The organism is Gimesia panareensis (assembly GCF_007748155.1).
Taxonomy (GTDB): domain Bacteria; phylum Planctomycetota; class Planctomycetia; order Planctomycetales; family Planctomycetaceae; genus Gimesia; species Gimesia panareensis.
The window spans coordinates 4,630,778-4,644,117 of the sequence record NZ_CP037421.1 but is presented as its reverse complement, the minus strand read 5'-3'; the positions used below and the strand labels follow the sequence as shown (position 1 = coordinate 4,644,117).

The 13,340-nt window shown below is 53.7% G+C and carries 7 protein-coding genes and 1 pseudogene; 4 read left to right on the top strand and 4 right to left on the bottom strand.

Translation table 11 applies throughout. The features are described 5' to 3' along the window. The first annotated feature begins 101 nt into the window (after nucleotides 1-101). Nucleotides 102-1,010 carry a hypothetical protein gene (locus tag Enr10x_RS17145; RefSeq protein ID WP_145450796.1) on the top strand — a complete coding sequence of 303 codons (909 nt, stop codon included), beginning with the start codon at nucleotides 102-104 and terminating at the stop codon, nucleotides 1,008-1,010. Nucleotides 1,011-1,060: 50 nt separating this feature from the next. Then, on the top strand, nucleotides 1,061-2,185 hold the full coding sequence (locus Enr10x_RS17140; RefSeq protein ID WP_145450795.1) for a hypothetical protein: 1,125 nt from the start codon (nucleotides 1,061-1,063) through the stop codon (nucleotides 2,183-2,185). A gap of 181 nt (nucleotides 2,186-2,366) precedes the next feature. On the opposite strand, the gene Enr10x_RS17135 is transcribed toward Enr10x_RS17140, so the two are convergent. The 4 genes and pseudogenes from Enr10x_RS17135 to Enr10x_RS17120 form a co-directional block, all read right to left on the bottom strand. Continuing rightward, nucleotides 2,367-3,989 carry an arylsulfatase gene (locus tag Enr10x_RS17135; protein ID WP_145110396.1) on the bottom strand — a complete coding sequence of 541 codons (1,623 nt, stop codon included), beginning with the start codon at nucleotides 3,987-3,989 and terminating at the stop codon, nucleotides 2,367-2,369. Between the two features lie 100 nt (nucleotides 3,990-4,089). Further along, complete coding sequence (locus Enr10x_RS17130) at nucleotides 4,090-5,073, bottom strand: HAD family hydrolase (RefSeq protein ID WP_145110394.1); 984 nt, start codon at nucleotides 5,071-5,073, stop codon at nucleotides 4,090-4,092. A 100-nt stretch (nucleotides 5,074-5,173) separates the two neighbouring features. Next, nucleotides 5,174-6,833, bottom strand: a pseudogene (locus Enr10x_RS17125) (arylsulfatase). A 516-nt stretch (nucleotides 6,834-7,349) separates the two neighbouring features. Continuing rightward, entirely contained in the window at nucleotides 7,350-9,008 is a 1,659-nt protein-coding gene (locus Enr10x_RS17120; protein ID WP_145110392.1) for an arylsulfatase, read from the bottom strand. 2,122 nt (nucleotides 9,009-11,130) lie between these two features. Between Enr10x_RS17120 and Enr10x_RS17115 the strand changes: the two genes are divergently transcribed. Further along, a complete protein-coding gene (locus tag Enr10x_RS17115; RefSeq protein WP_145110388.1) occupies nucleotides 11,131-12,324 on the top strand; it encodes a PP2C family protein-serine/threonine phosphatase in 1,194 nt (397 codons plus the stop codon). A 68-nt stretch (nucleotides 12,325-12,392) separates the two neighbouring features. Further along, a complete protein-coding gene (locus Enr10x_RS17110) occupies nucleotides 12,393-13,325 on the top strand; it encodes a bestrophin (protein WP_145110386.1) in 933 nt (310 codons plus the stop codon). Nucleotides 13,326-13,340: the final 15 nt, after the last annotated feature.

The window sequence follows — 13,340 nt, the reverse complement described above, 5'->3', positions numbered from 1 at the left end:
ATTCAGATCGGGGAGTCAAGAAAAATATTCAGTGGGTCGTGTGAAAATCGGAATCGGCTTCTGCATCGTTTTTTTTCAGAATCTTCAATAGACTGGGGAGTATGCCAGAGTCAGGTCAGAAATCACAAGGATGGGAATGTATCGAGTCCACAGGGGCGCCGCCGTTTACCACGCGTCGGCTGTTTCGGCACGTGGATGGGACGTTGCGGGAATGGTTGTCGCGTAAGCATCGCAAGGATCTGATTGCCCGGGAGATCGGCCTGGCCGAGGCGCTCGGAAAGTTGCTGGTGCGCTGTCTGTGGCTGCCGCGAGAGTTGAACTGGTGGATCGGGAGTCTCTTTGCTGTGGGCGCGCTGCTGTTCGCAGCGGCCAGTGCACTGTCCCTCTCTCCCGATCTGGCGTCCGCACTTTCGCTGAGTGCGACGGAAGTGAATGTGATTTACTTTGCCGGTTCGATTCCCTTCACGACCGCCGCTTATCTGCAACTGTACCAGGCAGCTAATGCGGGGGCGCTGCCTGATGAAGAGGATGACTCAGAGAGTCGGCGAAAACTGTTGGGCTGGAAACCGCTGGATGCGGGCTGGCTGAGTTGTGCGCTGCAGTTTATCGGCACGATTCTCTTCAATTTCAATACACTCGATGCGCTGTTGCCTGGGCTCTCCTGGTTCGAGACCGACCTGTTGGTCTGGATTCCCAATTATGTGGGGTCGATTCTGTTTCTGGCGTCCGGATACCTGGCTTTTATCGAAATCTGCCATTATTACTGGGGCTGGCAGCCGGGAAATCTCTCCTGGTGGATCGGTTCGATCAACCTGTTGGGCTGCATTGGCTTTATGATGTCCGCATTTTTCGCCTTCACGGCTCCCGGGCCGGAGGTGGACTGGATAGTCATGGTGTCGGTCGCATTTACCCTGCAGGGCGCAATCTGCTTCTTTCTGGGGGCCGTGCTGATGCTGCCGGAGACGGTGCGGGAGGAAGACGCTGCCACAGTGAAACAGATTCCTGGTTGACAGCCCGGGGAATGCATTCCGAAAATAAACTCTTTTGCCAGGTGAGATTCATGAAAAAGCTGATCATTGCGACCTCGACTCCTCTGGCTTCCATTTTTGGCAGTGGCTTTCTGGTGATTGTGCCTGTGTTGCATGGCGCCGTGGGGAAATATGCCGTTCTGGCGATGGTGGGGGTCTGTGTCCTGGCTTATTGTGTCGGACACGCGATTCGCTTTAATATCAGGCATGCGGAACCGTTACTGGAAAAGGATGAAGCCAGCCGCAGGACCAAGCGGCTGGAACGCAGTTCGGATCTGGCCCTGGTCGGGGCTTATGTGATTTCCGTCTGTCTGTATATCAATATTCTGGCCTCATTTTTACTGGGTGGTTTGAGTAAGCAGGCTGATACTCCCTTCAATAAGCACCTGCTGACAGCCGCAATCATTCTGGGGATTGCGGTCTTTGCTTATTTCAAAGGTCTGAAGATGCTGGAGCGACTGGAGGCGGTGGGCTTGTGGGTGAGCCTGCTGATCGTGGTGTTGATGTTTGTCGGGTTTGGCGTATTTGATCTGGAAGCGGCTGCCAGTGGAATTCACTGGCCCCGGACTCCCCGGCGATCGTGGTGGGAGATCCTGACGATCCTGGGAGGGACGTTAATTGTGGTCCAGGGATTTGAAACATCGCGTTACCTGGGGGAACAGTATGATGAAGCGACGCGGATTCAAAGTTGTCGCCTGTCACAGATCATTTCCTCGGTGGTTTACATCGTGTTTGTGGCGCTGGCGACGCCATTGATGTACCATCTGACCAGACCGGTCAAAGACAATGAATTGATCGTGCTGGCCGGTCAGGCTTCGGTTTATTTACCGATTCCCCTGGTCTGTGCAGCTGTGCTCAGTCAGTTCAGTGCGGCCCTGGCCGATACGCTGGGCGGCAGTGGAAATGTTGTGGAAGCAACACACGAGCATGTCTCAGCCCTGCATGCGAACCTGCTGATCTGTGCCGGGGCGCTGGTACTGGCATTCTTTCCCACGTTGACGATTCTGGCGCTGGCATCGCGTGCCTTTGCGTTTTACTACATGCTGCAATGCCTGATCGCGTTCTCCCTGTCGAAGACCCTGTTTCAGAAGATTTTCTTTCTGCTGATCGCCCTGGTGCTGGCCTTCATTACCCTGTTTGCAGTCCCGGTCGAGTGATTAAGATCTTTTCGGATCTGTAGCATCCCCGTTGAACGCGAGTGATTGAAGTTGAAGCGTTCAGGTGCAGGGAGAGCAACCAGTTAACCTGGGTTTTTTTTTCTGATCCAGGCAGATGAAACGTAGCAGAAACCACCTCAGCGACCAGCATACGGTCGCTGAGGTGTTGTCGTTAATGACACTAATTTCCGGTACGACTTTGAATTGCCCTGTTGACCTTTTCTTTGACGTCTCCGAGATTAAAGCTCGCCCCGGGCTGCATGGGGGGATAATCGATCGCAGTCTTGGCGAGTTTGGCGACTTCCTGCTGTACGAAGACAAACCGCCAGAACTGGTAGACCCACCAGTCTTTGGCAAACAGCGAGTCTCCCAGGCTCATTTTTTCGAAGGGATCGAGACGGAGATTTACAATGCCGGGCCAGTCGAGTTTGACCTTCGGCCCGAACCAGCCATCGGGTTGATTTAAGAAAGTATATTTGAAATCCCCAATCCGGGCGGCTGCCAGTGTGGATTCCGTGAAATACCAGATTTCATTTCGGGCTGATTTCTCACCTCGAGTCAACATGGCCGTCTGATCGTAGCCGTCAAGATGTACTTTGTATTGTTTGCCATTGAGTGTTTTGCCCTTTTTCAGGTCCTCGGTGATGTCGCCTTCATAGCCTGCTGCGGCGACGAAGGTGGGGAACCAGTCCATGCCGGAAATGACTCCATTAATGACCTGGTTGGGTTTGACTTTACCCGGCCAGCGGATCACACAGGGAACGCGGAAGCCCCCTTCGGTGCCCATGCCCTTCCAGCCTTTGAAGGGAGTGGTGCCGCCGTCGGGCCAGGAGAAGCCTTCCGCTCCGTTGTCTGTGGTAATGACGACGATGGTGTTGTCGGCAATGCCCATGTTTTCGAGTTGCTGCATCACGGTGCCGATAATGTCATCGAACTGGGCCATGCCGGCTTCCTGCAGACTCCAGCCATTTTCAGAATTCCGCAGTGCCTTATACTTGGGAGCGAGGTGTGTGACAACATGCATGCGGGTCGGGTTGAGCCAGACGAAGAAGGGCTTTTCCTGCTGGCGGGCCTTTTTCATGAAATTAAACGTGTAATCCAGGATGACATCATCGACGGTTTCCATATTCAGCTTGATCCCTTCGGTGGGATGCGGCGGGAGCGGACCCATGTCGGTGATCTTCTGCTTTCCGATCTTACCCCAGCGCGGCTGGACAGTCGGGTCATCCTGGCTGGTGGCCAGGCAGTGTAGCATGTTCCGCGGTCCGACGACGTTTAAAAGTTCTTTGGGATAGTTCGGGTGGAACGGGTCTTCCATGGCATCAAGGTGATAGAGATAGCCAAAGAACTCGTCGAACCCGTGGACGGTGGGGAGGAATTCGTTGCGGTCGCCAAGGTGATTCTTGCCGAACTGACCGGTGGCGTAGCCGAGTTCCTTGAGAGCCGTAGCGATGGTGGGGGCCTTGTCCGGCATACCAATCTTGGCACCTGCCTGGCCGACGGTTGTCAGTCCGGTTCGCATTGGTAACTGACCGGTGATGAAATTGGCCCGACCGGCGGTACAGCTGGCTTCGGCGTAGTAGTCAGTAAAGATGGCACCCTGGCGTGCGAGCTGGTCGATATGGGGAGTTGTGCCGGCCATGAGCCCTCGATGATAGGCGCCAATATTCCACATGCCAATATCATCACCCATGATGAATACAATGTTGGGTTTTTCCTTCGATTGTGCCTCAGCAAAGCCCGGGTTGAGTACCGCCAGAAGTGTGACCAGGGAAATTGTCAGTAATACTCGTATTCTGTTCATTTTTTTACTCCAGATAGGAAAATTACAATTTGTTGAATTTGCAGATGATGCTGCCGGGATTTGAAAAGAAAGCTGATTCTGATTGATGATTCTCCTTGTGCTACTTTTTGAGTGGTGGATAAATGACTTTCCAGTCGTCTTTCATGTTGACGACGGTCCAGCCTTTCTCGCTGGCGTCTTTGAGTGCCTGCACAGCGCCTGTGTTGTAGGCGTATTCGCGTTTGGCATCGGTGTGATGCACGAGCAGGGCGAAGCGGGCGCCGGACGTGCCGGTCGCCCATTCGAGCATCTGGATATCACCGTCGGAATTACCGAAGGCGGCAATGGGACGCAGGCCGATATGTGAGTTGATGCCGATCGGTTTACCCGCTTTGTCATCGATGAAATTCACCTCCGGCAGCCGGATCAGCACGGGGCCACTGTCCCGCATTTCGAATTTCGTTTTGATGCTGCTGCCGACAACCTGTTGAGGGGGGATGCCGTAGACGCGATTGGTCCAGGGCCGCATGAACTCGATTCCGCCTCCGGAGACGATGAAGGTTTTGAACCCGTTCGCGCGCATGTAGGCGAGCAGTTCGAGCATGGGCTGATAGACCATTTCGGTAAACAGTCGCCCGGTTTTGGGGTGCCGGGCTGTTTCGCTCCACTTGTTGACGATCTGTTCAAATTCCGTGGTGGTCATGCCGGCATGTGTGGCGACGACCAGTTGCAGCACCGCTTTTTCGCCGCCGGCGAATGCGGTTTTATAATCTCCCTTGAGGACCGAGGCGAAGGGTTCCTGTGTTTTCCATTCCGGATGCTGGGGGGCGAGCGTTTTGACGCGATCGACGGCGAAGTACATTTGAAAGTACATGGGCTTTTCCGACCAGAGGGTGCCGTCGTTGTCGAAGGTGGCGATGCGGAGTTCGGGAGGGACGTAATCGGGCGTGCCTTCCGTCGTCACTTTTTTGACGAAGGCCATGATGTTCTGTCTGGCGGCTGAGTCGTTCCAGGAGGGAAGCGGATCGGCGGCGTGTAGCTGAAACGCACAGCAGGTCAGAAAAAGAACGAATGTCAGTAATCGAAGACGTGACTGAAATCTCATGTGTTCAATCTCTCTGGCGGGTAAGGGAACCAAACTACGATGGAAAAGCAGGCCGCCTGAAGCACAGGCGGCCTGCACGGTTTACAGTCGGCACACGCACTCAGTTGCCAGTGGGCAGCGGCAGACTGATGCCTTCGTTTTTCAAAGCGTCCCTGACAAATTTGAACCGCTGGTATTCGGTCAGCGTGAGTGGTCCGGTATAGACTTCACTTTGCAGTTTCCGCGGTGGATACTTGACGTAAGTTTTCATCAGTTTGCTGATTTCGGCGTTAAATGTCACCAGAGTCCAGGTCCGTTCGGTGTAGTTATTCATGAAGATATCGTAGCGTTCCTGCGGATCCTGCCAGAGATCGAAGATTTGGGGAACGGTGGCGACATACTTGTTGGGGCCTTTCCAGCCCAGGTTGGAATCGACGGCCAGACCTCCCGTAGGTGATCCGTCATCCCCCCGGAGGTTGAAAACGGCTTTGTAATTGTTGACGCGGGCTGCTCCAGGAGTCAGTTCATTTTCGGTGAAGTAGAACCAGGACTGCCGGGGGCATTCACCCGTTCCGGTCAGGACGGGTGTCATGTCGAGACTGTCGAAGTAGATGGGTTTGCCTTCGCGGTCATTTTCGGGCAGTTTAATCCCGGCAACAGAGGCGAAAGTGGCCATCAGATCCAGGCCGCCGAGAATGTCGTGGTTACGGACGCCGGCCTTGATTTTCCCGGGCCAGATTGCGATGGCAGGGACGCGGTTGCCCCCTTCGCGGACAGTTCCCTTCGTCCCCCGCAGAGGAGTATAACCGGCATCGGGATAGACGTCCTGCCAGGCGCCGTTGTCAGTAGTGTAGAAGACGAGTGTATTCTGATCGAGGCCGAGTTCACGGAGTTTGTCCATGATGTTACCGATCCGCGTGTCGAGTTCGACAACCGAATCAGCATACTTGGATTTGGAGAGTGATTTGTGTTTAAATTCCGGTGCGGGCAGGTTTGGCTGGTGGACCTTCATGAAATTGATATTGATAAAGAAAGGCTGATCCGGCTTTTGGGCTGCCTGTTCCAGAAACTTCAATCCTGACTTTTCGACGTACTTATCCATGAATGGGATGCCCACGACCCCTTTTTCGGGCGTGTCGACATACTGTCCATTGACTTTCCAGTCCTGTTTGGGAGCTTCCCCTGCTTTGCCGGACAGCGAACCTTTTGTGACGCGGTCGAACATGGCCCGCAGATCTGGTTTCATATCGGGGAACCAGGTCGGGTCACCGTAAGTGTAGGCATTGCAGTGATAGAGGAAGCAATGCTCCATTTCATCGTAACCATGTGCATTGGGGAGGGCATAATCAGATTCTCCCAGGTGCCATTTACCCGTGAAGTAGGTCTGGTAACCAGCCTGTTTGAGGACCGAGGCGAGTGTCCATTCTGCCTTGGGGAGTCCGCCCCCCCTGTCCCTGGAAGGCGACGGTTGTCATCCCGCTACGGTTGGGGATGCGGCCGGTCTGCATCGCGGCCCGACCGGGGGTGCAACTGGGTTGTGCGTAAAAGGAAAAGAAAGTCATCCCTTCCCGGGCCATGCGGTCGATGTTGGGAGTGGGCATCCCACGACCGACACCACCTCCATAGGGACCCAGGTCACCGTAACCGGTGTCGTCGGAGACGATGAACAGGATATTGGTTTTTTTCTGCTGGGCCTGTGCCGGGAGGGCGATCACCAGGATGGTGATGACTGCCAGGAAGGGCAGAAGGAATGAGCGAAAAAGGGGCGCAGTATGTTTCATAGTGGAGACCTTCACAGTCGCGAGTAGAAAACAGTCCGGGGGGCTGTCGACGGTATCAGGGAGCAGACGTTATTTCCCTGTCTATTTTGAGTGGGAGAACGAAGCCGATAGCCTTTAAGCAGAATATACTCAGGATGCCAGACAAGCCTGATGATCTGGAGAGTCAGTGATGGCCGAGGAAAAAGAATGTCAGACAGTGCGGAGAGTGTAGTTGGATTGTTCCTGAACCAGGCTTCAGCATAATAAGGAACTGGAAATGATTCCCGTTGCATACAAGAATTCCTCAATGATGAGATCGATTTACGTTAGTGTCTGACTTGAATACACTGATCTCATTATAATCGGGAGGCCTGAATGTAAAGTAAAAATTCTGTGAAAAATCGGGGGTGTCCGGTGCTACTGAAACGTACTTGAGTCTGCTGATTCGAAGTGGTCGGTTTTGATCTGACAAGTGTGATCAGACGAGCCGACAGGTGAACCCCGGCGGTCCGCGCGGTTATCGGTCAGCACAGGTACTCAGTTGCCGAACAGCTTCGGGAATTTCATGCCTTCATCTTTCAGGGCATCTCTGACAAATTTAAACCGATGGTAGTCCGTGAGCGTGATGGGCCCGTGATAGATTTCACTCTGCATTTTGCGTGGCGGATATTTGACGTAGGTTTGCAGCAGATTCCGGATGGCTGCATTGAAGGTGATCAGGGTCCAGGTGTGTTCCGTGTAGTTGTTCATGAAGACGTCATAACGTTCCTGCGGGTCCTGCAGCAGGTCAAAGACCTGCGGTACGGTGGCAACATACTTGTCCGGTCCTTTCCAGCCGAGGTTGGTATCGACGGCCAGCCCGCCGGTGGCCTGTCCGTCATCCCCCCGCAGGTTGAAGACGGCCTTGTATTTGCCGACACGGGCGGCACCCGGTGCGAGTTCATTTTCCGTGAAGTAGAACCAGGAATTACGTTCCGACTTGCCTGTGCCGAACAGGGCTGGTGACATGTCGTAGCTGTCGAAGTAAATCGGTTTGCCTGCGCGGTCGTTTTCCGGAAGTGCCAGACCGGCGAGGGAAGCGAAGGTGGCCATCAGGTCCAGACCGCCGAGGATGTCGTGATTGCGGACGCCGTCCTTGATTTTACCGGGCCAGACAGCGATGGCGGGGACCCTGCTGCCCCCCTCGCGGACGGTCCCTTTCGTGCCGCGGAAGGGTGTGTAGCCCGCGTCCGGGTAGACGTCCTGCCAGGCGCCGTTGTCGGTGGTAAAGAAGACGAGCGTGTCTTTCTCCAGTCCGAGTTCCTTGAGTTTGTTCATCAGGCTGCCGATGCGCGTATCGAGCTCGACGATGGAATCAGCGTATTTGGTTTTGGAGATGGATTTGTGTTTGAATTCGGGAGCCGGCAGGTTGGGCTGGTGGACCTTCATGAAGTTGACGTTGATAAAGAAGGGCTGATCGGGGTGTCTGGCGGCATCTTCCAGGAATTTCAGGCCTGACTGTTCGACGTACTGATCGAGAAAGGGGATGCCGACGAATCCCTTTTCCGGCGTGTCGACGTAGGAACCGTTGACTCTCCAGTCCTGCTTCGGAGTCTCTCCCGCTTTGCCCGAGAGGGAACCTTTGGTGACGATGTTGAACATGAGTCGCAGCTTGAAATCCATATCGGGGAACCGGTTCGGATCGCCGTAAGTGTAGGCGTTGAGGTGGTAGAGGAAGCAGTGCTCCATAAAATCATAACCGTGCGCATTAGGCAGCGCGTGGTCGGCTTCGCCCAGGTGCCATTTCCCCGTGAAGTAAGTGCGGTAATTGGCCTGCTTGAGGACCGAAGCGAGGGTCCATTCCGCTTTGGGAAGTCCGCCCCCCTGTCCCGGGAAGGAGACGGTCGTCATCCCGCTGCGGTTGGGGATGCGACCCGTCTGGATGGCAGCACGACCGGGGGTGCAACTGGGCTGAGCGTAGAAAGAGAAGAAGGTCATGCCTGCGCGGGCCATCTTATCGATATTGGGAGTGGGCATGCCACGACCTTCACCGCCACCATAGGGGCCCAGATCACCGTAGCCGGTGTCATCGGAGACGATCAGCAGGATGTTGGGTTTTTTCTGTTCGGCGTGTGCCGGGAGGGCGATCGTCAGGCATGTGATCGCTGCCAGCGCCGGCAGAATCAGGGAGAGTAACTGGTACTTTTGAGGTCTCATAGCAGTATCCTTGGTTGCAGAGAGAGGGACTGCCAGACGGTTGTTATATTCCTCCGGGGGAAGACGTTCTTTCCCCGCATGGTTTGCGCAGTGGAAGGGAACTGGCCGACTGGAGTGAGGGTGAATCTGGTCTGACGGAGCCGCTTGTGAGCCCAGGGGGCTGACCGATGCCGGACCAGCCGTGAAATAAGAATGATGTTGTACGCTGAAGCGCTCTTGCAGCATGCGGGAATCATGTGCCGTTTCACGGACCGTATTCTTATGTAGTACGATATAAGGACTCAGTGCCTGACCAATGCTTCTTCCATTATAAAGCAGCGAGGTGAATGTAAAGTAAAAACCAGATGAAGGTACAGGTTTTACTGAGGAGTAGCTTGTGCAGGGCTGGTTTTTGATCACCGTTGGACGAGCCAACGGTGCCACCCGACGGCCAGGCGTGCGGGCACATAGGTCCCCCCTCCATTTCATGCCCGAACTGCATGCGAGGTTATCCGGTTGCACCACGAAACAGGTGAATGATTTACCACCACGAACGGCACGAAAAGCACGAAAGAAATTAGGGGAGGCGTGCAGGAGAAACAGTGGGTGCCCCCGAATGAAATTCGAGGTTGTCATAGACAACAGGAAACCGTCAGGGTTGAGGTACGAGTGCTATTTCTCTTTCCAACCTCCATCCAGGACGGTCTCGAGAGCAAACGACCTGTGTCTCTCTTGAACGCAACGCTGACAGTTTCCTGCTCGCTGCGCTCGGCCCGAATTGCATTCGGGCGGACCCTTTACTTATCCATGTTGATGCGTTTTCACGATCATTGCTGGCGAGTCAGCAATGACACAGCATCACGAAATTTTCTACCACGAAAGACGCGAAACGTACGAAAAGGGTTGTGCGTGGTGACGCTCATGCATGACTTCCAGAGGAACCCATTGTACTTAGTGACTGGTTATTATGTGCACTGCTTAAATTCAGTCGTAGTCTCTTTTCATCTGCGTGGCTCTGGTGACGTCACATATAATTGGCTGGCGATGGGGGGGCGAAAAGGTTTGTGATTCCTGTCAGGTAAGAGGATATGGATCTCCTGTCCTGGATGCATTCTCTGTCAGTATCCTGCTTGCTCCACTGGGACAGAATTGCATTCGGGCGTATCCTTTGATTTTGATTGAGCTGCTTTTCTCTGTTCTGCGGGACTAGGTGATAGAACGTGTCATTGTTGGCAATCAGCGGTTTTTATGCGGTTATAAGCGGTAAAAGTTGACCAGAATCGGAGTGCATCGATGAGCAGTTGTTTTCAAAGCGTGCTGAAACCAGAGGGTTTTATAGTGTGTTTGCTGCATTGGTGCCGGATGTTTCAGTGTAAAGATAGTGTGCACTCGCGCGCGCGACGCATAACCAGGCATTCTGGTCAGGCGCGGCTCTGAGTCCAGTCCAGTTTATTCAGTGGTGAGGGAGGATCTGTTGAGGTGGGAAAACGATCTCTGAGATGCACTGTCGGACAAGCCGAGCAGTGGCACACGGACCGTTTTGATGAGAGGAGTAATTATGGAACCGTTCGTAATTTTGTACTCTCAGATACCTACTCGCGATTTGCAGACGCCGGTGTTAACCGAAGGTTCGAATTTTGCTGAATCGTTTGTGGGGATCAGGACAAAATTTTGTCCCAATGTGGCCGGATTGTGTCCGGTTTTTGTCCTGATTGTGTCCATTTTTGGCCAGAATTTGTCCCGATTTGGCCAGATCAGAGGGAGAACAATTCGAACGGGTTCAAATTGTTCCAGTAAAAACCTGGTGAAAATCGATGACGTTTCAGGTGCATTTGCCTCACTGGTGCGTCGTGTTCCCGTGCACGTTGACCTGCCTCGCGCGCGAGCCAGATTGGGACCAACATACGATTCGGCAGGAGCGGATCAAGGGCAAATTGTTCAGCGGATAAACAGTTAAAATGACTTGGGGCTCAAGTATGTTCAGTCTGTTGTTCTGTTGCCTGATGGAACAACTGGGATGTGAATTGGACACCGGTGTTTATGAAAAAAATCATTCGCGTAATGAATGTGAAGCATGTATGATGATCGTATTAACAAATCATGAATCCATGAACTGAATTCGAAATAGACAGGCGGGCCAGATATGCGAATTCTTGTCGGGTGGGACAATCTCCAGGAATGTGAGCTCATCTCCATGTATCTCGGGGTGAGTGATAATGACGTGGTGCTTTGCGAGACGCCGGAAGAATTTCTCTCAGCGGCATCCGAGAAGGGGCAGTGGGACATCATTCTGATGTCGATTACGAGCCCTGATCCCCAGACGGCTTACGATCATTTTGAGCAGGTGCGTCAGCAGCACCTGGATACGCCGATCGTGGGAGCCTGTCCCGGGCAGGATACGTTCCATCTGGCTCGATTCCTGACAGCCGGCATGCGGGCTTATATTATCCGCGATGAAGGAGGGGACTTCATGTTCCTGATGGAAGTGACGCTGGAGAGCGTTGTGAATTCCGTCAAAGCGGAGCGGGAACGGTTTGTGGCAGAGCGGTTGCGGGAAGAAGTGGAATCGGTTCGCAAGCTGCAGGAATCGATCATCCCCAGCAATATCATTTCGCCGGACCGCTTTGATGTGTCGGCGCGGTATGAATCTTCACAGATTCGCGTGTTTGGCGGACAGCCGGTGACGCTGGCAGGCGGTGATTATTACGATGTGTTCATGCTGGATGATGAGAATCTGGTGCTGCTGGTGGGAGATGCTTCCGGGCATGGGATGAAAGCCTGCATGTCGATCATGACGATGCACACGCTGGTGGGCATGATCCGCTCCAACCGTTACCTGGATACGGCTGCCTTTGTTTCGGATGTGAATAACCGTCTGTGCGATCAGGCGATTGTGAACGATGACGGTGGTTTCATTACGCTGCTGTACGGGATTCTGAATTCACGCACGAACAAGTTTCAGTGGACGTCTGCGGGCGCGCCGATTCCGATCGTGCACGAACTGGAAACCGACCAGATTTATGAGCTCGGATCACTGGATGATGGCGGGCTGCCTCTGGGGATCGTTTCGGATGTGGAATATGACGTGCATACCTCTGTGGTTCCCCCCGACAGCCGACTGCTGATTTTCACCGATGGTCTGGCGGAAGCCTTTCCAGGCGAAAAAGAGCAGTTCGGCGAGTTCGGAATCCCGGGAATTATGAAATCCTTACAGGAATCGCGTTCCTCCTGTCTGGACACCGCTCTGGAGAACCTGTTTCGGGACTCGAATGCATTTACGGATGGTTCGGGAAGACATGATGATACATCGGTTGTGTTATTGGGACGAAAAAACTAGAGTTCCCCTATCGTCTCGCGCAACTGAAACGATCACCATAATCTGACTGTTACAGGGAACGTATATCTATGGCAGCTGATGCAGAGCTGAACCTCTCGTTTATCGAGAAAAAACTGGGGACCGTCGGACGGATTTCTTACTATGCAGGGCTGGTCGGGCTGTATAGCCTGATCCCGCTGATCAAGAATGACATTGGTATGCTGGCAGGGGGAGTGCTGGAAAAGTTCAACATCCACCCTGAGCAAATTGTGAAGATCGAAAAATTTGGCGATTTCTCATCTGACCTGCATGGATTCATTGGTCTGGTGCTGGGGCTGCTGCTGGTTTTCCGGACGAACAGCTCCTATTCCCGCTGGTGGGAAGCCCGTAAGCTGTGGGGAAAACTGGTCAATGTCAGCCGGAATATGGCGATCAAATTTCGCGAGCTGACGAACTTCACCAGAGAAGAGTTAAGAGAACTTGCGGATCTGCTTGTCGCGTTTCCTGAGTCGCTCCGGGATCACCTGCGTGAGGATGACGACTTTTCGATGTTCCCCGAACTGGAACAGATCGATCCGCCTCCCCGCCACATCCCGGCGTACATTGCAGACCTGATTTACCGCAGGGTGATCAGCTGGAAACGAACGGGGATCATCGACGGCGATGAAATGCGGATCATTGATTCGGAGACACGGGAACTGATGGAAATCTGCGGCGCCTGTGAGCGGATTCGTCGCACACGGCTGTCGCCTTCTTATCGGACATTCGTGCGACACTGTATTACACTCTATCTGGTGACGCTGCCCTGGGGGCTGGTGGAAGACTTCAAAATATGGACGGTGCCTATGACGGTGATCATGGCATACTTCATGATCGGGATCGAGGTGATCGCGCACTCCGTTGAAGAACCATTCGGTCTGGATGAAGACGACCTGGATCTGGACGGTTTGTGTATTACGATCCGCTCGACCGTGAATGAAATTCTGGACCGGTTTGGCAAGCAGGAGTCAGCGCAGTCCTGAGCCCCAGAGATCCTG